At 37.1% G+C, this 23,929-nt stretch carries 17 protein-coding genes; 12 read left to right on the forward strand and 5 right to left on the reverse strand.

Features of this window, described 5'->3' with window-relative positions; translation table 11 throughout:
* Positions 1 to 130: 130 nt before the first annotated feature.
* Together J1905_RS09390 and J1905_RS09395 are read right to left on the reverse strand one after the other, a co-directional pair.
* Complete coding sequence (locus J1905_RS09390; RefSeq protein ID WP_214227038.1) at positions 131 to 1,282, reverse strand: TlpA disulfide reductase family protein; 1,152 nt, start codon at positions 1,280 to 1,282, stop codon at positions 131 to 133.
* Between the two features lie 109 nt (positions 1,283 to 1,391).
* Positions 1,392 to 2,573: a formimidoylglutamase gene (locus tag J1905_RS09395; protein WP_214227039.1), complete on the reverse strand. Its 1,182-nt coding sequence runs from the start codon at positions 2,571 to 2,573 to the stop codon at positions 1,392 to 1,394.
* A 75-nt stretch (positions 2,574 to 2,648) separates the two neighbouring features.
* On the opposite strand from J1905_RS09395, the gene J1905_RS09400 reads away from it, so the two are divergent.
* The 4 genes from J1905_RS09400 to J1905_RS09415 all read left to right on the forward strand — a co-directional run bounded on the left by J1905_RS09400 (position 2,649) and on the right by J1905_RS09415 (position 7,059).
* Positions 2,649 to 3,617 carry an NAD-dependent epimerase/dehydratase family protein gene (locus J1905_RS09400; protein WP_214227040.1) on the forward strand — a complete coding sequence of 323 codons (969 nt, stop codon included), beginning with the start codon at positions 2,649 to 2,651 and terminating at the stop codon, positions 3,615 to 3,617.
* 1 nt (position 3,618) lies between these two features.
* Complete coding sequence (locus J1905_RS09405; protein WP_214227041.1) at positions 3,619 to 4,917, forward strand: HAD-IB family phosphatase; 1,299 nt, start codon at positions 3,619 to 3,621, stop codon at positions 4,915 to 4,917.
* 33 nt (positions 4,918 to 4,950) lie between these two features.
* Positions 4,951 to 5,916 carry a tryptophan 2,3-dioxygenase family protein gene (locus J1905_RS09410; RefSeq protein ID WP_214227042.1) on the forward strand — a complete coding sequence of 322 codons (966 nt, stop codon included), beginning with the start codon at positions 4,951 to 4,953 and terminating at the stop codon, positions 5,914 to 5,916.
* Positions 5,917 to 5,994: 78 nt separating this feature from the next.
* Positions 5,995 to 7,059: a branched-chain amino acid aminotransferase gene (locus J1905_RS09415; protein ID WP_214227043.1), complete on the forward strand. Its 1,065-nt coding sequence runs from the start codon at positions 5,995 to 5,997 to the stop codon at positions 7,057 to 7,059.
* A 68-nt stretch (positions 7,060 to 7,127) separates the two neighbouring features.
* Here J1905_RS09415 and J1905_RS09420 read toward each other — a convergent pair whose 3' ends face one another.
* Positions 7,128 to 8,054, reverse strand: a complete 927-nt coding sequence (locus tag J1905_RS09420; RefSeq protein WP_250318064.1) for a class I SAM-dependent methyltransferase — start codon at positions 8,052 to 8,054, stop codon at positions 7,128 to 7,130.
* Between the two features lie 129 nt (positions 8,055 to 8,183).
* On the opposite strand from J1905_RS09420, the gene J1905_RS09425 reads away from it, so the two are divergent.
* The 8 genes from J1905_RS09425 (at position 8,184) to J1905_RS09460 (ending at position 20,209) form a co-directional block, all read left to right on the forward strand.
* Positions 8,184 to 8,771 (forward strand): RNA polymerase sigma factor, encoded by a 588-nt coding sequence (locus J1905_RS09425; protein WP_214227044.1) that lies wholly within the window; start codon positions 8,184 to 8,186, stop codon positions 8,769 to 8,771.
* A complete protein-coding gene (locus J1905_RS09430) occupies positions 8,768 to 10,054 on the forward strand; it encodes an outer membrane beta-barrel protein (protein WP_214227045.1) in 1,287 nt (428 codons plus the stop codon). Before J1905_RS09425 ends, J1905_RS09430 begins: the two co-directional genes overlap by 4 nt.
* A 113-nt stretch (positions 10,055 to 10,167) precedes the next feature.
* A complete protein-coding gene (locus tag J1905_RS09435; protein ID WP_214227046.1) occupies positions 10,168 to 12,285 on the forward strand; it encodes a S9 family peptidase in 2,118 nt (705 codons plus the stop codon).
* 26 nt (positions 12,286 to 12,311) lie between these two features.
* Complete coding sequence (locus tag J1905_RS09440) at positions 12,312 to 13,121, forward strand: glycoside hydrolase family 16 protein (RefSeq protein WP_214227047.1); 810 nt, start codon at positions 12,312 to 12,314, stop codon at positions 13,119 to 13,121.
* A 68-nt stretch (positions 13,122 to 13,189) separates the two neighbouring features.
* Positions 13,190 to 14,785, forward strand: coding sequence for a tetratricopeptide repeat protein (locus tag J1905_RS09445; protein ID WP_214227048.1), 1,596 nt, complete (start codon positions 13,190 to 13,192; stop codon positions 14,783 to 14,785).
* Between the two features lie 257 nt (positions 14,786 to 15,042).
* Entirely contained in the window at positions 15,043 to 17,808 is a 2,766-nt protein-coding gene (locus J1905_RS09450) for a TonB-dependent receptor (RefSeq protein WP_214227049.1), read from the forward strand.
* Positions 17,809 to 17,840: 32 nt separating this feature from the next.
* Positions 17,841 to 19,094: a right-handed parallel beta-helix repeat-containing protein gene (locus tag J1905_RS09455; RefSeq protein WP_214227050.1), complete on the forward strand. Its 1,254-nt coding sequence runs from the start codon at positions 17,841 to 17,843 to the stop codon at positions 19,092 to 19,094.
* 47 nt (positions 19,095 to 19,141) lie between these two features.
* Positions 19,142 to 20,209 carry a phytase gene (locus J1905_RS09460; RefSeq protein WP_214227051.1) on the forward strand — a complete coding sequence of 356 codons (1,068 nt, stop codon included), beginning with the start codon at positions 19,142 to 19,144 and terminating at the stop codon, positions 20,207 to 20,209.
* A 54-nt stretch (positions 20,210 to 20,263) separates the two neighbouring features.
* Here the strand turns inward: J1905_RS09460 and J1905_RS09465 are convergent, their stop codons facing one another.
* Positions 20,264 to 22,066, reverse strand: a complete 1,803-nt coding sequence (locus tag J1905_RS09465; RefSeq protein WP_214227052.1) for a hypothetical protein — start codon at positions 22,064 to 22,066, stop codon at positions 20,264 to 20,266.
* A 45-nt stretch (positions 22,067 to 22,111) separates the two neighbouring features.
* Positions 22,112 to 23,911 carry an AsmA family protein gene (locus J1905_RS09470; RefSeq protein ID WP_214227053.1) on the reverse strand — a complete coding sequence of 600 codons (1,800 nt, stop codon included), beginning with the start codon at positions 23,909 to 23,911 and terminating at the stop codon, positions 22,112 to 22,114.
* Positions 23,912 to 23,929 lie beyond the last annotated feature (18 nt).

Raw genomic sequence — 23,929 nt, forward strand, 5'->3', positions numbered from 1 at the left:
TATCAGTAGAAAGGCCGAAGCAGTTCTAGAAGCAGAAAAAAATCCAAAAAAAAGTGATAATGAAATTATCATTACCACTTCTCTTTATTTTTCTAATGCTAGGTCCTCAGAATGAGGACAACATTAATATCTATTTTGATTTTGGAGCGCCTAATACTTCGGCTAGTTTAGCCTGCAATTCTTCACCTCTTATATCTTTAGCAATAATTTTTCCTGTTGGATCAATCAGATAGTTAGCAGGAATACTACGGATACCATACAGCTTTGCAGCAGCATTGTCCCAGAATTTAAGATCTGATACATGAGTCCATGTTAAACCATCATCCTGAATCGCTTTTAGCCAATCCTCTTTTTTACCCGGTCTATCTAAAGAAACACCAAGAACAGTAAAGTTTTTGTCTTTAAAATTATTGTAAGCTTTAACTACGTTAGGGTTCTCACCACGACAAGGTCCACACCACGAAGCCCAAAAATCAAGCAATACATACTTTCCTTTAAAATCAGATAACTTAACAGGCTTATCATTTACATCATTTTGAGTAAAATCAATGGCCATTGAGCCTACCGCATTCTTTTTAGATGCAGAAAGCATTGTAGCGATACTCTTACCAAGTTCTGTAGCTTTAACTTCGGCAGAAAACTTATTAAAGTCAGGCTCCAAAACAGTTGGATTAACATCAGGGCCAATTGTACCGGCAAATGCTACCAAGGCAACATAAGAATCGCGGTTAGCTAAATAAAACTGTTTATTGATATCGCCAAGCTCTTTTTGAATCGCTTCATCACGAGCATAAACGGTTTTCAAATAGTTTTCATCCTTTTTCTCTTCAGCAGTTTTTCCATTGTATTCAGCATGTAATGCTGCATTTTTCTCCATTACAGGTTTAGTGATGGCCTTATATTTAAGGTTGTCATCATTTACCGCTGACGCTTTTACTATTGCATGTTTAACAGAATCGGTAGCAGAATTTATCGCTACAGCCTTAGGCTCCAGGTAAAAAGTGAAAACATCTACAGATGCAGGATTTTTAGCATCAGGAGCTGTGTTATCATGAGCAACCCTGATAGCTGCTTGAGTAACCCCTGCCAATGGGCCAGTAAACGAAAATTTTCCTCCGGTGATAACCGCCGAATCAACAACCTGATTCCCCCCGGTGCTATAGTATAAAAATGCTTTGGCTGGAGTATTTAAATTTCCAACCTTAGCCTGCAATGTAAATTTGCTCTGAGCCATAGCTACAACGGGCAATAAACAAACTGCAGTAATCAATAATTTCCTCATATTTTGTTCTTTAATTTTATCAAGCATTCAATCCTTTTATTACATAATGATGTGCCTGAACTCAAATATAAAATTCAAGTCCCTACATAACGCTATAAAAAATGTAAAATTATAATAGCTTTTGGAAGGTACGCCACCATAAATCGGGCATTTCTCCATTTACAGCAGTGGTATAATCGTCGTAACGGCACGGTACTAAGTGAAAACGCTCGTTTTTAGAGATACCTGTTGGATAAGGCACCTGCATCCACCACCTATCTGATTTTTTACTTTTCACAAACAACATCTCCCCTGTTCCATCATTTAAACTAGCTCTATAAATAAGGTATTGAGATTTAGGCGTAAGCGGAAAATCCTTTTTACGGTTGTAAAAGCCGTCAACAAAATACCAAACCATTTGAGCAAGCAACATAGCTGTTTGTCCATTAGTATCGAAGGCGGGATTAAACTCGTAAAACCCGATAGAAGTAAGCTTATCGCTCATCCCCGCATATCTTGCTATACGACATGCCTGCTCACCATAAAAGCCATTTGGACCCGCGTTTGCATTTGCCGCTGCATCTGATGAGCGGATAGCACCAATATCAAAGCTGATCATATTTGCGTTGCGAACAATGGGCTCAGTTAAACTGATATCATCAGCAAATTCACCTAACCTGTGTACATCAAAATATAGCTTGTTCATTACCTTTAAGCTTTCCTGATTCACATAATAGGTTTGGTAACCTATATTGCTAAAGTTGAAAAGGTAATTGGGTTGGTGTAATAAAATCTTATTTAAATAGGTGTCTGATTTTGCAGCAAGTCCTTCCTGATCTTCTTCATCAAGGTCAAATCTACTATCTACAACTACCAGATCTACTTTTTGTTCCAGACTTTCGTAAGCCAGATATTGAGCATAAGTTAGGTCTTGTCCGCCACCAATAATGATAGGAACAATGTTTTGCTTGATCAGTTCTGACACCACCATTTTTAATGCTACATAGGTATCAGAAATTGAAGCTCCCGCTTTTATATTACCCAGATCTATAATTTTACTGTTGTAAGCGCCCTCATTTAAGCTGTAAAACTGTGCGCGAAAATAGTCGGGAGCCAGGCCGCAGCCCTCATTATTTACAGAAGCGCGGTCATCTTGTACTCCAAAAATGGCAATATCGTATTCATTTTCTTCAAGGTCAGGAAATTTATCTGTGTAAAAAGTGGCCTTCAAACCTAGCTGGCTGGTGTAAAATCCCGCTTTTGGCGAAAATTTCTCTGGACTTAAAGGTGAAAAAAAATCTGATAAAGACATATAGTACTATAAATGTATGCCATCAAATATCTATTTTTGAGAGCATATTTTAATGAACATCCTAAAAAAAATGAAATGATATTAGTTACCGGCGCCACTGGATTTTTAGGAGCAGAATTAATAAATCAATTAACCGAGTCGGGTGTAAAGGTAAAAGCATTAAAACGCGAGCACTCTATTATACCCACATCAATAAGTAACAACGTCAATATTGAATGGTTTGTTGCGGACGTAAATGACATTTCTTTACTTGAGGATGCCTTTGAAGGTATCGATCAGGTTTACCACTGTGCGGCATTGGTTTCTTTTAATCCGAAGGATAAAACCAAATTGCTAAAAGTTAATATCGAAGGCACCAGCAACATTGTAAACCTTTGTGCAGAAAATAACGCACGTTTGGTTCATGTGAGTTCAGTTGCCGCTTTAGGAAATGCTAAAAAAGGACAGCTGATTACTGAAAAAGATTTCTGGGAGTATGATTCGAAAGCACATTCATACGCCATCTCTAAATACGAGGGTGAAATGGAGGTTTGGCGTGGAATAGCCGAGGGCTTAGATGCTGTAATTGTAAATCCATCAGTAATTATTGGTAGCGGAGCAGGCTTTGAAGGTAGCGGTGCAATATTTAAACTAGTAAAAGACGGCTTGTCGTATTATACCAAAGGTGCTACCGGAATTGTTGATGTGTATGATGTGGCGAAAAGTATGATTTCGTTAATGAACAGTAAAGAAACTGGCGAACGTTACACCATTTCGTCGGAAAATTACCATTATCAACAGTTTTTTGGAGAAATTGCGCAAGGTTTTAACGTAAAAGCGCCTGCTAAAGAAGCTAAACCATGGATGCTTGGCATTGCATGGAGGGCTGCTAAACTGGCCTCGCTATTTACAGGAAAGCCTGCAGCATTAACAAGTGATGCTGCAAGAAGTAGCTTAAATGAAAGTTTATACAGTAACGAAAAAATAAAGAATACAATAGGAATACAATTTAAACCACTTAAGCAAAGCATTGGAGAAGTTTGCGAAGGGTTAAAGAACAACTAAAATGAAGCAGAAAAACATTTACATTATTGATTTTGACAGCACCTTTACACAGGTAGAGGCTTTAGATGAGCTGGCCCGTATCTCTCTTAAAAAACATCCTGAGAAAGACGCTATTTTTCAGAAAATTGAGGATTACACCAACCTTGCAATGGAAGGAAAGCTATCTTTTGGCGAGAGTTTGGCTCAAAGGGTCAAACTTCTTGAGGCTGATGAAGATCATTTAAAACAACTCATTAAGCATTTAAAGAAAAAAGTTTCTGCCTCTTTTTCGCGTAATGCCGAATTCTTTAAAAAACATGCGGATGAAGTTTTAATAGTTTCTGGTGGTTTTAAAGAATTTATCACTCCTGTGGTAAGTAAGTTTCATATTAAAAAAGAGAACATCTACGCCAACACTTTTGTAACTACAGGTGATGGAAAAATAATTGACTACGACCACTCCAATCCTTTAAGTGAAGAAGGTGGAAAAGTTAAATTGATGCAACAACTAAACCTTGAAGGTGATCTTTATGGTATTGGTGATGGCTATTCTGATTTTCAGCTCCGCGAAAGTGGCATGATCAAGAAATTTTATGCTTTCACTGAAAATATTTCGAGAGAGAGCATTGTTAAAAAGGCCGACCATGTTACCCCCAGTTTTGATGAGTTCTTGTATGTAAACAATTTACCAAGAGCGATATCTTATCCTAAAAACAGGATTCTATGCCTGATTATTGGTGATGCAGATCCAATGAGTATTGAATTGCTTAAAAAAGATGGTTTCTCTGTTCGTCATAAAACTACTTTCGAAGAGAAATATGTTGCCGATGTACACATGATGCTTTTGGCTGATGGCGAGAAAATTGAGCATGAAAAACTTAAAAGAGCAGTTAAGCTTAAAACCATAGGTTGCATTGGAAGTGCAAAAAACAAGGTTGATATTACTACCTGTACTGAACAAGGTATTGTTGTTTTTGAAGATCCAAAACATAATCCTCGCAACATAGATTTCATTCCTAAAAGAATGATTGATTTTATGAATACAGGTACTACTTATCTTAGCAGTAACTTCCCGAACCTGCAATTGCCTAGAATTGAGAAATCGCACAGGTTAATTCACATTCATAAAAACGTGCCGGGTATTATGGCTAAAATAAATACCGTTTTTGCCAAGCACGACATTAACATTGTTGGCCAGTTTTTAATGACTAATCCGGAAATCGGTTATGTGATTACAGATATTAATGCGGAGTACGACAAGCAATTGTTTAAATCATTAAAAAAGATTGAACACACTATAAAATTCAGAGTCTTGTATTAGGCCTTTGCCCTCAAACTTGATTAAATTTATAGTATGGAACTTACACCTCAGATAAAAGAAAAACTGGATAAGCTGCAGGAAAAGTATGCAGCTATGGGACAGGATATGTCGGCCTATTTGGATGGTTTGTTGTATGCTGATTTCTTAACTTATTGGGATTACATCCACCTGGATACTTTGCTGAGTTTACAGAACCCGAAAACGCCTTTCCCTGATGAAGAGATTTTTATCATGTATCATCAGATTACTGAGCTATATTTTAAACTTGCGCTTCATGAGTGTAAACAGATTTCAGATAATGAGGAGCTAACAGTGGAGTTTTTTACCGATCGGGTAAGACGCATTAATGCTTACTTTAATGCTTTGGTTACTTCGTTTGAAGTGATGGTTAACGGGATGGATAAGGATCAGTTTCTGAAATTCAGAATGTCATTGTTACCGGCAAGTGGTTTCCAATCTGGACAGTATCGCATGATTGAGATTTCGGCAACTGATTTTATAAGGCTGGTAGATAAAAGTAAAAGAGAAGAGCTTGCAGATAAGAGTATTGAGGAGCAATTTGAATTTATTTACTGGAAGTTTGGCGCTACAGAATTGGCAAGCGGCAAACAAACGCTTACTTTAAAGCAGTTTATTAATAAGTATGCCGATCAGTTTTTACAGTTGATAAAGGACAGACAGGAAAGCAATTTTTCTGCACTATATCATAAACTATTAAAGCAGGGACATGACGTTTCTGCATTAGCAGATGAACTTAGAAAGCTAGATTTATATGTCAATGTAGAATGGCCATTGTCTCATTACAAATCGGCGGTGAGGTATCTGGAAAGAGATCCTGTTGATATTGCAGCTACCGGAGGTACCAACTGGCAGAAGTATTTACCTCCCCGTTTTCAGAAAAGAATATTCTATCCTTTCTTGTGGACTGAAGAACAAATTGAGGAATGGGGCAAGGGATGGGTACTTAGTGTGTTGAAAACACTTAGAAATGAGGGATAAACATCATCAAATTGCAAAATAATAGAGAATAAACATTGCTTTTTTTATTAAATTTGCAGTAATAAAATACAAGTCAAAATGAACGAGACATTGGATATAACAGTAACCAAGACTGAGCAAACCAGATTAACAGTAACAGATTTCTCTCAATTACCTTTCGGAAAGGTATTTTCCGATCACATGTTTATCGCAGAATACGAAAATGGTGAGTGGACAAACCTACAGGTATTACCTTATGGTCCGATTCTAATGAGCCCTGCAATTTCTGCCCTTCACTATGGACAGGCAATTTTTGAAGGGATGAAAGCTTATCGTTTTGCTGATGGTAAAGTCAGTGTTTTCAGACCAGAGAAAAACTTTGAGCGTTTCAACAAATCAGCAACTCGCATGGCTATGCCAAGCATCCCTCAGGATATTTTTATGCAAGGGATTGCAGCGCTGATTGAGATCGACAACAAGTGGGTCCCTAGTCAGGATGGTTATTCTTTATACATTCGTCCGGTGATGTTTGCTACAGATCCTTATTTGGGTGTTAAAGCATCTGACAAGTATACTTTTGCTTTATTAACTACCCCAACAGGTCCTTACTACAGCAAGGCTTTAAAAGTTAAAATTGAAACTGAATTTACCCGTGCTGATGAGGGTGGTGTTGGTTATGCTAAAACCGCAGGAAACTATGCACGTTCTTTATATCCATTTGCAGAAGCGCAAAAAGAAGGCTTTGATCAGTTAATCTGGACAGATGCTGTTTCTCATGAATATATTGAAGAAGCGGGAACTGCTAATTTAATCTTCGTAATTGATGGTAAATTGGTAACTCCTTCTGTAAGAAGCACTGTTTTAGATGGCGTAACACGCGACACAATTATCAAACTTGCGAAAAACGCAGGTATTGAAGTGGAAGAAAGACGCGTTAGTGTGAAAGAAGTAATTGAAGGAATTGAAAATGGCAGGTTAACTGATGCTTTTGCAGCCGGAACCGCAGCGACAGTAACTCCAATTGGTGAAATTGGATACGAAGGCAAAGTTTATACTTTAACCGATCCTTCTACTCGTACAATTTCAGCAGGTATTGCTAAAACATTGAATGATATCCGTTATGGATTGATTCCTGATGAATTCGGCTGGAACTGGATCGTATAATCGTTAGATTATCTTTATAAAATTATAAAGCGCCCTTTCTAAAGGGCGCTTTTTTTATATTCACTTGATCAGGTTTTCAAATATGGATTTTCGGGAATGTAAACCAAATGATAACCGCCATTTTGTAATTCTTTCAGCAGGCTATCATCAGGAACTTCTTTAAAAACAATAGTCGATAACACCTGGCTTGGAATTAGTCTGATCTTCACCAACACATCGATCAGTTTCTTCTTGAAATAGACTTTCCTGAACTTCTTATTTTTAAGACTACACACTATTTCATCTGCTCCCTTGAAATAAAAATTAGGATTAATCTTTTTAAATGCCACCAGAGGTAAGTTAAGTCCTGCTGCAAATTTCTCCATTTCCCGCTCAGATATTTTATATACAAAGTTTCCTACAGGCTCGTAGGAAAACCTGTTTTTCCATAACAGATTTGCTAATTTGCTTTTAACTGCAGAAAAGATATTCAAGAAAAAAAGCAATCCTGGCATTTTAGAAATCGGGTCTTGAGGCTCTATCACCACAATGCCTTTCTTAGCTACCCTAATCATTTCATATAGGGCCGCATATGGTCGCGGAAAGTGATGATATGCCTCCTTGCACAACAAATAATCAAACTGATCATCATCATAAGACAGTTGCTCTGCATTTTGCATACTAAAGTTATCTATCACACCCTCCTTTTGAGCGATATGCAGAAAATCGACATTTAAATCAGATGCAGTGGCTCTGATGCCCTTTCTAAGGATATACTGAGCATCAAAACCATAAGCGTCACCTATGGTAAGCCATGTTTTGTGTCTATTTTTCAACAATGGATCAAGGCAGCTAAAAAATATACTCTGAAGCCACACACCAAGATTATCTTTAACACAAACATCTGTGCTTTTCTTTAAGTAATCAACTTTAGACTGTTCTGTTGGAAATTGCAGATTATACCAACCTTCGTGTCTTTCGTAGCTTTCTTTGTTAAACATTTGCTGTGCCTCCATAGAAAGATTACGTCTTGAAATGATAAAACGTTGGGAGAAAAATTTATTTATTATTTACCCAGCGTTTGGCTATCGGCTTACGTAATACCTATAAGAAACTTATGTATATTCGACCCCATAACCATTTGAATGAGCCCTCTCGCTAAAAAAACCATAAAGCTCGTAAAAGGCTGTATGGCCAATGAACGCTCAGCGCAGGAGGGGTTGTATAAGCAATTTTATGCAGACATGCTACGGTTATGCATCAGATATCTCAAAACAAATGACCTTGCAAAAGAGGCATTAAATCAAGGCTTTCTAAAGGTATTTCAGAACATTAATTCATTTGATGATAAGAAAGGAGAATTGAACTCATGGGTAGCAACCATCATGATTAGAACATGCATAGACATTAAGCGTAAGGAACTTAAGTTTACAACAGACATTGATGAGGCCGGAATTACTGAAAATGTATTTGTATCACCAGCCATTTTGGATAAGCTATATGCAGAAGATTTAATCGGTATGATCAGATTGCTACCTGATGCTACCCAAATGGTTTTCAATTTATCCGTAATTGATGGATATACCCATAAAGAAATTAGTGAGCAATTAAATATTACAGAAAGCACTTCCAGATGGCATCTATCTGAAGGAAAAAAACAATTAAGAGTTTTACTTGAGCCTAGTGGAGCGGGTAATGATTATCCAACTGAACATAAAAAAGGAGCAAGATGAGAAATTCAGGATGGAATCATAAACTTTGGAAGAAAAAGCTCAATGAGCTTCCCGTAGAGACAGATTTGAACTCTGCGTGGTCGGAGATGCAGTCTATTTTAGATAATAGCTTACCACTTCGTGACCTACCTAAAGGTGATGGCTTAGCAAAAACAATTGGCAACAAAATAGTTTCTATGCTTGGCTATATATTACCTGTCGCAGCAATGATTGCAGGATTAACCTATTTTGCTACGAAACAACCGAAAGTAGAAAAATCTATAAATACAAAACAGATTAACAAGAATTCTCTATTAAAAACACCTAATATCTTAAAGGTGATCGATAGCGCAAAAGACAGCAATACTATCCAACTTCAGGCTGAGGAAAGTCTATCATCTGATACAACGATTCGTGTTAATATTAACAAAACCCTGCCATACTCATCTCACACTGAAAAAGCTATTGATGAAGATCAGGTAGTGTTGGCCCGAGCTAGTTCCGCCGACCCACACAGTACCGAAGCTATTAAAACACTACCTGATCTTTCAAATGAACAAATAACCAGTTCAATTGACAATGCTGGATTTAATTCAAATGTTTCCTTATTTACTAATCAAAACGCTGGGTTCTTTAATGTAAACACTCGGATGATCAATTTGAGTGCTTACAACAAGAAAAGAGTAAGAATTAAGGAGCAGAAAGAAATTTATACTCCTCAATATAATTATAGCTTTGAAGCAGGGCTTAATGTTTACCAGTCTAACCAAAATATTTTTCTTGGTGCAAATGCTGCATATGCAATAAATAAACGACTACTCGTAAACGCAGGCCTTAGGCTTAGTTTAGCTAATGTTGTGGAGGGAAGCTATACACATCCAAGTTACAATTTAAGAGATTCAGCTAAAAAAGAAGACTTAACAATACTAGACCACCGACAATTAACCACAGCAGACATACCTCTAGCCTTGGAATATAAAATTTCAAATCGAGTTAGTATAAAAGCTGGCCCAGTTCTTAGTTTCCTAATTAAAAACGGTGGAATGGGAAGTAAATTAGGGACGGTTAAAAACCTATTTGATACAGTTTACAACAGTAAAAAGATCAATAACTCACTTGCCAATTCAACTACAAACAAGCTTAACATTGGTTTCTCTACAGGATTAAGTGTCCGTTTCAAACAATTTAACATTGAAGCTGGCTATAGGCAAAACTTTACGCCCTATAAAGTAAGCAGCGACTTAGGTTCTTATAAAAAAGATTTTAAAACGTTTCAGATTGGAATAGGATATAACATTAAATAAGTCTTTTTTCAATAAATCAGACAACATCTTGCTTACATTTTTCGGAAAGTACTTATACTTTAGTAATTTCCGCGGCGCTTAGCCGCATTATTAAAACTAACAGTACCCACAGCATGAAAAAACTATTACTTACCTGTTTAGCGATGTCGTTATTTATTACCAGATCAGAGGCTCAGCTTAAAAAACTTTCTCAGCAGCAAATCTTTGGCGGACAGCCTTCACTAACTAAATCTATTAACACAGTAACCGGCTGGAGTGATGACAATCATTACATCGAAATGGACTCCAAAGATCATAGTTTGTATGCCGTAGATGTTAAATCTGGTAAAAGAACACCTTATACTCCACCTCCAAAAAGCAATGTAAATGTAACAGTAAAAGACAATGACGTTTACATTCAATACGGCAAAGATGAAGCAAAACGCTTAACTAATGACAAGGATGAGGAGAAAAACCCAACCTTATCTCCAGATGGAAAACATGTAGCGTTTACACGAAATAATGATTTGTATTCGGTTGATGTTGAAACAGGAAAAGAGATCAGATATACCAATGATGGGACTGATGTAATTTATAACGGTTGGTCTTCTTGGGTATATTATGAGGAGATTCTTGGCAGATCGACCAACTACAAAGCTTTCTGGTGGTCGCCAGATAGTAAGAACATTGCATTTATGCGTTTCGACGACACCAAAGTTCCTATGTTTCCAATTAATGGATCGACAGGGCAACATGGTTATACAGAAAAAACACGTTATCCCAAAGCTGGAGACCCAAACCCAGAAGTAAGAGTGGGCTTTGTTCCGGTAACCGGAGGTTCCGTTGTTTGGGCTGAATTTAATGAAAAAGACGATCAATACTTCGGTACACCCTACTGGAGCTTTGATGGCAGTAATTTAATGGTACAATGGATGAACCGCGGGCAGGACAACTTAAAATTTTATGCTGTAAACCCTATTAATGGTTCTAAAAAGGAAATCTATGATGAGAAACAACCTTCATGGGTAGACTTAGATTATGATGGTCGTATTGAATATTTAGGTGATAAAAAACATTACATCCTTAAAAGTGATAAAACAGGGTGGGCGCATTTCTATTTATATACTTTAGATGGAAAACTGGTAAATCCATTAACTAGTGGCAAATGGCAGGTTACTAATCTTATTCATGTTGATGAGAAAAATAAAATGGTTTACTTTATGGCGCGTAAAGAAGCTTCGACCAGAACAGATTTTTATAGTGTAAGCTACAGTGGTAAAAACTTAAAACGATTAACATTTGGAGATTATTCTAATCAAGTAATGATGTCTCCTAATGGATCGTATTTTATCACTACCTATTCAAATGTTTCTACACCAACTAAGAGAACGTTGCTTAACAATAAAGGAACCATCATTAAAGAGCTTGGCGATAGTAAAGCTGATGATTTTACACAGTTCAACTATGGTAAAACAGAAATGATTAGCATCCCTACTGATGACGGCTATAACTTACCTGCAGTGATCACCTACCCTACTGATTTTGATCAGAATAAAAAGTATCCTGTAGTAATGAGTATCTACGGCGGCCCTAATGCAGGAAACGTAACTAATACCTGGAAAGGAATTGGTGGACAATGGTGGGCTAATGAAGGAATAATACAGATATCTGTAGATCATCGCGCATCAGGTCAGTTTGGTAAAGAGGGCGTTGCTTTAATGCACCGCAACTTAGGCAAATGGGAAATGAAAGATTATACTACCGCCGCCAGATGGTTAAAAGCTAAAAACTGGGTTGATAATAAAAAACTATTAATTACCGGCCATAGCTATGGTGGTTACATGACTTGTCTGGCATTAACTAAAGGAGCTGATGATTTTGATTTTGGTTATGCCGGAGCTCCTGTTACCAGCTGGGAATTATACGACTCTCATTATACTGAGCGCTTTATGGATACCCCACAAGAGAACCCTGAAGGATATAAAAACGGGTCGGTATTAACTTACGTTGACAATTACAAAGGCTTACTTAGAATTATGCATGGAGATATGGATGATAACGTGCATATGCAAAACACCATACAATTGATAGATAAGCTTCAAAACGCGAACAAACATTTTGAATTAATGATCTATCCTGGTGGAAGACACGGATGGGGTGGAGTTAAATCTGCTCATGATAAAGCCGAACGTTTCCGTTTTTACTATCAGAACCTTTTGAATAAACCGGTACCAGAAGAGTTGCTTAAATAAATAGTAAATTTTTATCATCTTTAGTTATGAAATTATTTAACTGTTTTATCGGAACTGCATTGTTAATGTCGGCCTTTTCGGGTATGGCGCAAACTAAATCTACACCTCTTGAAAAGGGCAGAACTTTGATATGGAGTGATGAGTTCAATTACAAAGGCCTTCCGGATTCTACCAAATGGGATTATGAGGAAGGATTTATAAGAAACCGAGAAAAACAGTTTTATACCAGGGCAAGATTAAAAAACTGCTATGTAAAACATGGTAAACTTGTCATTAAGTCGCTAAAGGAAAAATATAAAGATGCTGAATATACGTCGGCAAGTATCAACACACTTGGCAAACAGCAGTTCGCTGGAGATATCCGTATTGAAATAAGAGCAAAGATCCCATCAGGAAAGGGCATTTGGCCCGCCCTTTGGATGATGGGATCAAATATAAAACAGGTGGGATGGCCTAAATGTGTAGAATTTGACATTATGGAATTTGTAGGCCATACGCCATCAACCATTCATGGAACTCTACATTGGTCGGACACCAGTTTAAAAGACCCTAATGGGCACAAAAGCAGTGGTGCTCATATAAAAATGGATGATATCCATAAAAAATACCACGTTTATGGTTTAGAGAGAAAAGGTGATAGTGTAAAAGTTTTTGTTGACAACCAGTACTACTTCAGTATGGCGGCTCCGGCAACTGCATACAAGGATTCATTTATATCTCCATTATACCTTCTTATGAATACCGCTATTGGTGGTGAATGGGGTGGTGATATTGAAGATTCTATATTTCCTCAAAAGTTCCAGGTGGATTATGTGAGGGTTTACAAATTAGATTAAGGTTACACCTAAAACGCCAATCGTTTTAACTTAACATTGAGTTAATACTGTAAGTTTACTTTTAACAGGTGAAGAAACTTACTTTAAATAGTATTACGATTGGTTTAATTCTGCTTAGTTTTTCATTACCTGTTTTTGGAGTTTACAATCAGACAGCCACAAAAGGTGATATAAATACACTGATTAAGAAAGACCCCAATTCAGCTTTTATAAATATAAAGGCGCGATTAAATATTGCATTAAAGCAAAATGATCTAATGGCTGCTGCAAAATACTATCAATATTTTGGAGAGATATTCTATCACCAGGCAGCCTATTCTCAAGCTGTAAATTATTACTACAAAGCAGATCGCATATTCAGAAACCAGAAAGATCAAGCGAATCTGGCTGAAAACCTCAACAAAATAGGGGAAACATATTACTACAGCAGACAATATAAAACCGCACTGGCTAAATTTCAAGAAGCTTTAAATATCTTCAAAAAGATAGATAACGGGGTAGGCATAGCAGAGTGTTATGGCCTTATTGGCCAAACCTATGAGAAAAGTAGCAAGTATGAAAGCGCTATGAAATATCAGCAATTAGCTCTTACTACTTACAAGAAAGAAAAGAACCAAACCGGTATAGCAAAGATTTATGAAAACTTGGGTAGCATTTATGAAGACAAGCTCCATCTTGATTCTGCCCTCAAATACTATTCATTATCATTAAAATTAAATGAAGCCGTAGCAAATGATCTTGCCCAAATAGAAATCGTAAATAACATTGGTGATGTTTACAGAAAAACAGGGAGGTATGCTGAAGCAATGACTTATACCCGCAAGGCTGAACATATGGCCTTAGTTATGAATGACCAATATCAGCTTAGTAGCGCCTACAGAGATTTATCAAAAACATTTGATCTGATTAAAAAATATGATAGCGCCTATCATTACAGCGAGCTTGGCCGTAATATTTTCCTGAAAATCTATACAGCTGACAATAACAAACAATTGGCCTTACTGCAAACCTTATTTGAAATGCAACAAAAGGACGATGCTATTGTAAGGTTTGAGAATGAAAGAAAGGCAAATCAATATATCATCATTGCTATTGTAATGATCATATTATTATTGGTTCTACTAGGGATAAGTATCATTAGCCGACAGCGCCTAAAGCTCCGAAATGAACAGAAGCTTAATGAGCAAAATAATATGCTTTATGAAATACAGAAGAACGCAATAAAAGCTGAACTTGAACTTAAAAGCAAGGAATTAACCAACAATACACTTCATGTAATTCAAAGCAATCAGTTTCTGGATGAGTTAAAAGAGGAAATCTCCGCTATGATAAAGGACGAAAAAAGAGATCAGAAAAGACAACTCCAGCAGATCATGATGAAAATAAATCAAAACATTAATCATGACAGGCATTGGAAAGAATTCTCTGCTCTATTTGAACAAATTCATCAGGTCTTTTTTGATAATCTGAAAAGCCACAGCGATGATTTAACAGCAAACGACATCCGTTTAGTAGCTCTTATAAAGATGAATGTCAGTTCGAAAGATATGGCCGTTATTTTTGGAATTTCTCAGGATAGCTTACGTGTTTCGCGTTACCGTCTGCGTAAAAAACTGAACATCCCTCAAGGAGAAAATCTTAGTTCTTTTATACAAACACTCTAACAAAACCAGCACCTCCCAGGGCTTAACAAACTGTTAACATAACGCTAACTGAATGATAATGGCGACTTTAGTTACACACAAACACCTAAACAACAATAACTTAAACACATTATGTTCACGTTGTATCCGTTCTGTATACAGCACTTGTAACGCTGTATACATTTTGTACACGCATCAAATATAAAACCTCATTCCTTGATTGACACATTTGCATCATAGTTTAAAAACACAACCACAACAAACAAATTATCAGGAAAATGAAGTCAATTTTACAAGTTCTTTTTTGCTTATTAATGGGTGTTGCCACAGCCAGTGCAACCAGTTTAAAAGGCTATGTTTTTGATCAGAAAACAGGTGAAGCTTTAGTAGGCGCGTCAGTATATCTGGAAAATACTGACAAGGCAGTATTAACAGGATTGGATGGCTCGTTTGAGATCAAACACCCACCCGCCGGAAACTTCACTTTAAAAGTATCGTACATCATGTACAAAGTATTATCTAAACAGATTACAATACTTAAAGAAGATAATCCAACCATCAAAATCTACCTTTCCGAAACGAAGGAGAAAGAATTAAGCGAGGTAGTTATTTCAGCAAAAAATGATGGCTCTGCAGAAAAAACTGCAAGACGTATTGAGCAGAAATCTACCCAACTAATTAATGTCGTATCTGGCAAAGCAATGGAGATCTCTCCTGATTTAACTGTTGCGAATGTTATTCAACGTGTATCAGGAGTTTCAGTTGAAAGGAGCAATAGTGGTGATGGACAATACGCTATTCTTAGAGGAATGGATAAAAGGTACAACTACACTCTGGTTAATGGAATAAAAATACCTAGTCCAGATAATAAATACCGCTATGTGCCTTTGGATATTTTCCCATCAGAACTTCTGGACAGATTGGAAGTATATAAAACCTTAACCCCAAACCTAGAGAGCGATGCCATAGGTGGTGTGGTAAACATGGTAATGAAAGATGCACCGCAAAAACTACAGATCAATGCAAATCTTGCAGGGGGCTATAGTCAGTTGTTTATAGATCGTGATTTCACTACTTTTGATGCTTCGTCAGTTCATCCTAAATCTCCTTATGAGATTAACGGAAAAAACTACAAAGCTACCCAGGCAGACTTTCCAAAAGGTACTGCAGATTATAAATCGAGCCACCCCTCTCCTAATGTTGTAGGGGGATTATCTATAGGGCAACGTTTTCTTGACAATAAGCTTGGGATAATCCTTGCAGGAAGCTACCAGAACACTTATCGTGGTAGTGATGGCACTTTCTACCGCTCATCTGCAGCCAATGCATCAAACAAATTTGCAACGATCACAAGCATGAATGAGCGCCAATATTCAGAACAGCAGAAACGTTATGGTTTTCATGGCAAGTTAGATTACGCATTTAATGAGAACAATAAACTAAGTCTTTACAATGCTTATGTAGATCTGAATAGCATCCAGGTTAGAGATGAGAAATCTACAGATTTTTCTACCGGTTATGATCCCATAGCAGGAAAAGCACAGTTGGAATATGCTACACGATCACGCGTAACGGAGCAACAGATTTACAATAGCACACTGCATGGAGAACATCAGATCATTCCTGATAAATTAAAGCTATCCTGGTCGGCCGTTTATTCGTCTGCTAAAAATGAAGTGCCGGATAATACCACCATCACCTTAAGCGGAAAACGTGAGAACTTTATGGATAACCGTACTGTTGCAAAAACAAACGGGACTACCCATCGTTGGGAACGTAACACAGATGAAGACAAGGCCGGATATCTTGACATCAGCTATAAAGTTCCTGTTGGAGGACTAAAAGTAGAGTTCTCTGCCGGGGGATTATACCGTGATAAACAACGTAGCAGTTTCTTTAACAATTACACCTTAACTCCAGTAAATACTGCTGCTCAATACGGTATTGATTTTAATAATTATACTGAAATAGACTGGACAGTTCAAACTCCGGGTGGAGCTGTAAATAATCCACTCACTTATGATGCCTCAGAAAAACTAGCTGCCGGTTATGGAATGTTTAACATCAGCAAAGATGACATTGAGGTAGTCGGCGGATTACGTATTGAACATACCGATCAAGGTTACACGATGCTTTTCCCTGCCGGAGAACTTCGCCCGAAGGGTAATCAGGTTTATACAGACTTTCTTCCGTCTTTAAATGTGAAGTATAAGCTGAATGGAAAACAACAATTAAGAGCGTCCTATTTCCGTTCTTTAAACCGTCCGGGATTTTATGAGCTTATTCCAGGAGGTGTGGTTCAGGATGACTACAAAGAAAAAGGAGATCCAGACCTTAAGCGCGCCATTGCCGACAACTTCGATTTGCGCTATGAATTATTTCCAAACAGTAGTGATCAATTACTAGTTGGAACATTCTATAAGGCTATTAAAAACCCTATAGAATATAGCTTCCAGGCAGACCCAACCCGTCCGCAGGATACCTATTATTTACCCGGCAATTTCGGAACGGCAAGAAATTATGGTTTGGAAATTGACTACATCAAATTTATAAACCAGTTCGGAATAAAGGCCAACTATACCTATACGCATTCCAGAATTACAACACCAAAAGATCTATTAACTATAGATCCGGAAACTAACGATTCCAAAAAAATCACAGTGATGCAATCGCGCCCACTTTACGGACAATCTGAACACATTGCCAATCTTTCCCTAATCTATAAAAACAGTAAAAGTGGATGGGATGCACAAGTTTCAGGATCCTATACTGGCCCGCGAATTAATACGGTATCGCAATTTCTGGACAATGACCTTTGGCAAAAAGGCTTTATTCAAATGGACGCATCTGCTGAGAAAAAATTCAAGAAAAGCATTAGCATATTCATAAAAGCCGGGAACTTGTTAAACACACCCTCTAAGCTATTTATTAAGGGTATTAACCCTGCAAATGCAGACACAGGCAATCAGTTTGATGGTAAAACACTGATCCGCAATGATTATTATGAGCAAACATATTTGCTAGGCTTGCGCTATAAATTATAAATCAATCTTATTCATCATAAAAGAGAAAAAAAATGAAAGTAAAATATTTGTTTATCTACCTGGTCATAGCAACCTCAATCTTTACCGGATGCAAAAAGGCCAATATTGATGTCGATCCTGATACTGGGAATGGAACCGTTGTAGGTGATGTTTCTGGAATCTGGCTAAAAGGAAGTACGCAATTCATTAAAGGCGATATTATTATTCCAGAAGGTAAATCTCTAACCATTGAAGAGGGAGTTACGATCATAATGGATACCATTGCAAAGCCGGAGATTATTGTAAAGGGAAATCTATATGCACAAGGTACTGCCGCTCTTCCTATAAAATTCACAGTAGCTGAGGAATTTAGAACTGAAGCGAAAAAGTTTGGCAGACTTTGGGGAGGTATTCTTGCTGCACCAAGCTGTGAAGAATTATTACTTGACCATACCATAATAGAATATGCCGGTGCCACAACTTCTGATGCTTCAACTTCTGTTAAACAACATTTATACAAGGCAGTAGCGGGGGAAAACTTACCGGCACTTTGGTTTTCGAATGTAAATGGCAAATTGGTGGTAACAAATAGTATTTTCAGAAACCTACAGGAAGATTGCACTTACATAGACGGAGGGAAAGTCATATTTGCAAACAATTCCTTTTACACTACAGGAGTTACTGGTGGCGAGGCCATCAACTTAAAATCTGGTTGTTTGGCAGATGTAGCCTATAATTTAGTTTACAGTACAAATACCAATGCTTTAAAATTATCAAATAGCGGCGATCGTACGCCACAGGCTTACATTGTGGTTTATAACAACACCATGGTAAATACCGGATGGCGACGCCCTACTGCAAAGGGAGGATCAATCTGGGTAGAGGCAACAGTACGTGTAAGTGTTTATAACAATATGTTTGCGAATACGCGTTTTGGAATTAAGAGAGATACCAAAAAGCCAGAGGATGACAGATCTGTATTTGGGAATAATTACTATTATGGATTTAATCAGACCACTGTTGATCAGTTTCAACCGACAAAAGAAATCATTGCGGGCACTAATGATGTCATCAGTAAAACAGCTGGCGACAATGATCCTATGTTCTCAAACTACCCGCTAAATACTCCTGTTGACAATTCAGCTTTTAATACCTCATGGGACTTTCATTTGAAGTCTGGCTCTCCAGCCCTTGGAAAAGGGACAGCAGGTTTTAGCAGACACTATGCTTCAGGATTGGTTTTGAATGGAATCACTTATAAATCACCTGAGCCGTCTAGTTACATTGGTGCATTTGGCACAAACTAATTTAAAAATCGAGAGCAAAGAATAAGAAAAATATTAAATCAATACCAATGAATAAATTTAACCTGATTACTACATTTTCGACAATACTTATGTTGTTGAACATTGCCTGTACCCAACAAAAACATGATACTACTGAAGCGGTAAAACCTTTATATGTTACTGAACCTGTACAATTTGATTCTGATGATCCTGCAATATGGGTTAACCCTGAAGATCCTTCCAAATCATTGGTGATTGGTACGGATAAAGATGAGAATGGGGGACTATATGTTTTCGACCTCAAAGGAAAGATCATTAAGGATAAAACTGTAAAAGGATTAAAAAGACCCAACAATGTAGACATTGCCTATGGTCTGATACTAGGTGGCAAAAAAATTGACATTGCTGTAACTACGGAACGAATGACTCACAAACTACGGGTGTTTTCTTTACCTGATATGAAACCAATAGACAATGGGGGGCTAGCTGTGTTTGAAGGTGAAACAGGAGAAATGTATCGTGACCTAATGGGCATTGCTTTGTATACTAATCCGCAGGGGCAGATTTATGCTGTTACCGGTAGAAAGACAGGGCCAAAGGATGGTTCCTACTTATGGCAGTACTTACTTGAGGACGATGGTTCAGGAAAACTTAAGGCTACACTAAAAAGGAAATTCGGAAAGTACAGCGGAAAAAAAGAGATCGAAGCTGTTGCTGTAGATAATGAGTTAGGATATATCTATTACTCAGATGAGCAATTTGGCGTTCGCAAATATTATGCAGATCCGGCTAAAGGAAACGAAGAGCTTGCTCTTTTTGCAAAAGAGGGCTTTACAGAAGATAATGAGGGAATCAGTATCTATAAAACATCGGATAGTACAGGCTATATATTAGTATCTGACCAGTCAGCAAATCATTTTCAGGTGTTTAGCCGCGAAGGTGATAAGAGCCCTAATAACCATCCAATGATCACAAGTATTAAGGTTTCAACCAATCAAAGTGATGGTTCTGACATTTACTCAAAGCCACTTAACGATGACTTTAAGCACGGCATTTTTGTAGCAATGAGCGATAACAAAACGTTTCAATATTACAGGTGGGAAGACCTGGCGGGTAAATTATTAAAAGTAAATTGATAGTAGATTTATTGTCGCTCGGATTTTAATTTCTGGGCGACAATAATTAACAAATCATAGCCTATGCTTTTCTCTAATCGCCTTCCGTTTTTGCCTGATAAGTCTGCGCTTTTCTCTATCCGCTTTGATCTTCTCAAATTTTGCGATTTGCTCCCGTATCTTTTTTTCCTTTTCAGGTGTTACACCAACACTATATTTTATCCCCTGAAACAGTGTTTTCCAAATAAAACTAAAGAAGGATGCAGTTTTTTCCCTTTCAAATTTTATTGGGGCTGCTATTAGTACGCCATCTGCTTTGGGGTTATCAGAATTAATAATCATCGCATTTGCTAAAAAAGACATTAGCCCTTGCCTAACTAAATGATCTTGCCCTGCTTCTTTTTTGAGCAGTGCTACGGAAAGATCATTAAAAGCAAATTTGACTTTACCGGTTGCAATGCTTTCATTGGCATCAATGCTAAACTCGAGCTTTTTCACATGGCCACTTTTAACTTCCACCATCCCTAATGGTCTGGTAATTCTGTTCAGCACCCTTCCATCCATGCCGTCTAAAGCTCCTGAATAAGAAAAGGCACCATCTTTAGCCGTAAGATTAAATTTGAAATTCACATCTAATTTACCCTGCCCCATCATATAACTGGTTAGTTTGGCAAACATAAAAGGGTTCTTGTCTTTAATTTTTTCGGAGTTGGTGATGTTGGTTATACTTCCCGAAGTGTTTTCGAAAGTGATTCTCCCCTTTTGCTTACTACCTCTATCAAACTCAGCATAAGTTAAATCTATATTACTTAGATTAAGTTGCTTAACCGTTAACAACCCATTAACTTTTTGTAATAGTTGATGAGGATACTTCCCTGTCTTAATTTCGGTTCTTTTAGGTAGCTCATTATTGTTAAAAACAGAAATGGAACCATTGCTTATATTCATCTCGGTAGCATACAATTCCTGCTTACGTACATACAAAGGTAAGTTTATGCCTTCCAGGCTAATATTACTCATTTGGATATCAAACCTATCTTTTGAATAACCGACAGTCTTTCCAAAACCCATTTCATCATAACGAGGAACAACACTAAAACTTTTAATGTTCAGCTTGCCAGATGATGCCACAAAATCAAGTTGATTAAGATTGATGTGATACAAACTATCAGGGGTTGCGAAGGTGTAATTATTTAAATTTATAGCCACATCCTTAAGCAGATAAAACCGACTGGTATCTCTGACCGAGTTTTTATCAATCAGCCAGCTTTTTAATGTGACATTAAGATTCTTAATAGAATCTACCTCTGGAATCTCGGAATTTTTATTAACATATTTAAAGCTTATATTTTTAAGGTCGATGGTTTTTACTTTAAGCTCCGTTACAAATTTAGAAATGTAATCGTAAGGAGATTTATCGGAAAATGTTTTTTTGAGTTCATTAAATGGCAGCTGTTTATTTACCATTACAATGTTCGGATTGTCAAACAAAAGGAGATCAACTTTTACTTTCTTATATCGTAGCAAATCAAAAGGATGGAAGTTTTTAATAGCAAGCTCTTTTAGCTGTATATAGTAGATGTTATTTGGTGCATGTTTTAGGCCAACCATCTTCTTTAGGATATTGGTATCCGGTGTAATTTTAACATCAGATAATGAAGCTCTTCCTGTAATAAAATTAGTGCTGACATCGGAGAATTCTATACTATACAAACTGTCCGTTGAATTTAAAACCAGGTCTCTAACTTGCGCTTTAATTATAGGCTGAAATTTTGAACTTAGGTGTCTGGATGCCACAACCAGCAATAAAATAAAAAAGAGCATGATCCCGGAAACCCATTTAAGTGTATTGTAACTCTTTCGGACTTTTTTGATCATAGGCCTTAGTGGTTTAACCTAATATACGATTTTATTAATCAGACACTATAAATCGGCCTTTTTTCTTTCTGCGCGTTCTTTTCTTCTTGCTTCTCTTTTTTCACGTCTCTCTTGTTTTTTATCCTTTATTTTCTCCATTGCTTCTTCAGGTGTTTTTACTGGCACAACTCCTAATCCAACTGTTTCGCGCATGCCTATAAAAACACCTTTCCACAATAAATTAAAAAATGAAGCGGCGGGCGTTCTTTCAAATATAACTCTAGCTTTTCGAGGAGCGGCCCCTTTACTCGGATTAGCATCTTCAATTAGCAGACTATTTGCTAAGAAGGACAAGAACCCTTTCTTTTGACCGATGCCTCCATTTTCACCCTCTTTAAGAAGCTTTATCTTAAGGTTTTTATAATAGAAATGAACTACGCCTGAAGCCCCTTTCACATTAGCTTGGATATCGAAATCAGTTCCCTGCATTTGTCCGCTTTCAATTTCAACTAAGCCCATGTTTTTTACCATAGGGTTTAAAGCCACCATATCCATTGGACCTACATTTCCCTTATAGCTAAAAGCAGCATTTTTATCTGTTAAATTAAAGTTTAAGGTAATATCTATACGGCTTGTTTTCATTACCAAGGCCGTTAATTTAGCAATGGCATGATTGTCCTTTACTAACTGAAGGGAGTCGTTAGTTATGTTGAGAATATTTCCGCTAAGATTCTGAAAATATACTGTCCCTCTTTTTTGGGCGATCGGATTATACTCTGTATAAGCAACATCGATATTAGACAACTTAACACTATCAATAATTGTCTGAATAGGTAGTCTTTTGAGCGCTATATGAGGGAAGTTTTGAGCCTTATCTAAATTAGGTGGAGCAGGTAATTCTCTATTTACAAAAATACCTGCTTTTGCAGGACCTATACTCAGGTTCCTTGCATATAAATTACCTTCAGAACTTAATTTAGTAAAATCTACTCCATTAAAAGCGATCTCATTAAACTTTAAATCATATCGGTCTTTTCCATATTTATACTTTCTGGTAAATGTTAAATCCGGGTAAAGAGGAATCATTTGTAAGCCCTTTATACGAATAGCTTTATTTCTTACAGAACCTGCTACAGTATCTATCTTAATCGCGTACATTTTATCTTTACCCGTAGACCGATAACCTGTCAATTCAAAATTGATATCCTTAGTGTAATAAAAACGAGTGGTATCAAACTGAGACAGAGAATCGACAAGTAGGTCATTCACATTGATGTTTAAATGCTTTACAGAATTTATTGGTTTTAAAGTAGCTCCATTAATATAGTCAAAATCGGCATCTATTATTTTAATAGTTTTTACATGAATAGACTTTAGCGATTTAGAGATTTGATCATACAAACTACCTTTATCTGCAACTGTATCAGTTTTTTTAAGAACCTTATAATGGATCACATTAATGGAAGGTTGCTCCATAATAATGGAATTCATGGTTATTCGTTTCTTAAAGTAGGCAGTAAGCACGCCTATCCGACTTAATTGAAGACGTGCCAGTTTTATTTGAAATAGATTAGTCGGAGCAAGTTTAAGCTCTTTTAACTGATTAAAAACAGCCGTATCAGGCGTTAATGTAACGCTATCTAACACGGCGCTACCGGTTATGAGGTTAAGGCGAATATCTCTAAAATCAATTCTATAAAGTTTCTGAGAGCCCTTGTAAACGCCATCTTTTATCTTTTCAGTAAGAAGCGGTTTCCATTTTGCACTAAAATATAAAGCCGTGCTTCCAACGACAAGAATCAGGACGGCAACAATACCTCCCAGCCATTTTAATAATTTGTATTTTCCATATTTTTTAGTCGCCATATATAGTCTAACCTGCAA

The sequence above is a fragment of the Pedobacter sp. B4-66 genome (assembly GCF_018492665.1).
Classification (GTDB): Bacteria; Bacteroidota; Bacteroidia; order Sphingobacteriales; family Sphingobacteriaceae; genus Pedobacter.

Excerpts from the sequence above, each read along its gene's own strand:
- J1905_RS09450 (WP_214227049.1), top strand. The coding sequence starts at position 15,043 with ATGAAGTCAATTTTACAAGTTCTTTTTTGCTTATTAATGGGTGTTGCC.
- J1905_RS09410 (WP_214227042.1), top strand. The coding sequence starts at position 4,951 with ATGGAACTTACACCTCAGATAAAAGAAAAACTGGATAAGCTGCAGGAA.
- J1905_RS09425 (WP_214227044.1), top strand. The coding sequence starts at position 8,184 with ATGAGCCCTCTCGCTAAAAAAACCATAAAGCTCGTAAAAGGCTGTATG.
- J1905_RS09460 (WP_214227051.1), top strand. The coding sequence starts at position 19,142 with ATGAATAAATTTAACCTGATTACTACATTTTCGACAATACTTATGTTG.
- J1905_RS09435 (WP_214227046.1), top strand. The coding sequence starts at position 10,168 with ATGAAAAAACTATTACTTACCTGTTTAGCGATGTCGTTATTTATTACC.
- J1905_RS09465 (WP_214227052.1), bottom strand. The coding sequence starts at position 22,066 with ATGATCAAAAAAGTCCGAAAGAGTTACAATACACTTAAATGGGTTTCC.
- J1905_RS09430 (WP_214227045.1), top strand. The coding sequence starts at position 8,768 with ATGAGAAATTCAGGATGGAATCATAAACTTTGGAAGAAAAAGCTCAAT.
- J1905_RS09395 (WP_214227039.1), bottom strand. The coding sequence starts at position 2,573 with ATGTCTTTATCAGATTTTTTTTCACCTTTAAGTCCAGAGAAATTTTCG.
- J1905_RS09390 (WP_214227038.1), bottom strand. The coding sequence starts at position 1,282 with ATGAGGAAATTATTGATTACTGCAGTTTGTTTATTGCCCGTTGTAGCT.
- J1905_RS09420 (WP_250318064.1), bottom strand. The coding sequence starts at position 8,054 with ATGGAGGCACAGCAAATGTTTAACAAAGAAAGCTACGAAAGACACGAA.
- J1905_RS09455 (WP_214227050.1), top strand. The coding sequence starts at position 17,841 with ATGAAAGTAAAATATTTGTTTATCTACCTGGTCATAGCAACCTCAATC.
- J1905_RS09405 (WP_214227041.1), top strand. The coding sequence starts at position 3,619 with ATGAAGCAGAAAAACATTTACATTATTGATTTTGACAGCACCTTTACA.
- J1905_RS09470 (WP_214227053.1), bottom strand. The coding sequence starts at position 23,911 with ATGGCGACTAAAAAATATGGAAAATACAAATTATTAAAATGGCTGGGA.
- J1905_RS09400 (WP_214227040.1), top strand. The coding sequence starts at position 2,649 with ATGATATTAGTTACCGGCGCCACTGGATTTTTAGGAGCAGAATTAATA.
- J1905_RS09415 (WP_214227043.1), top strand. The coding sequence starts at position 5,995 with ATGAACGAGACATTGGATATAACAGTAACCAAGACTGAGCAAACCAGA.
- J1905_RS09440 (WP_214227047.1), top strand. The coding sequence starts at position 12,312 with ATGAAATTATTTAACTGTTTTATCGGAACTGCATTGTTAATGTCGGCC.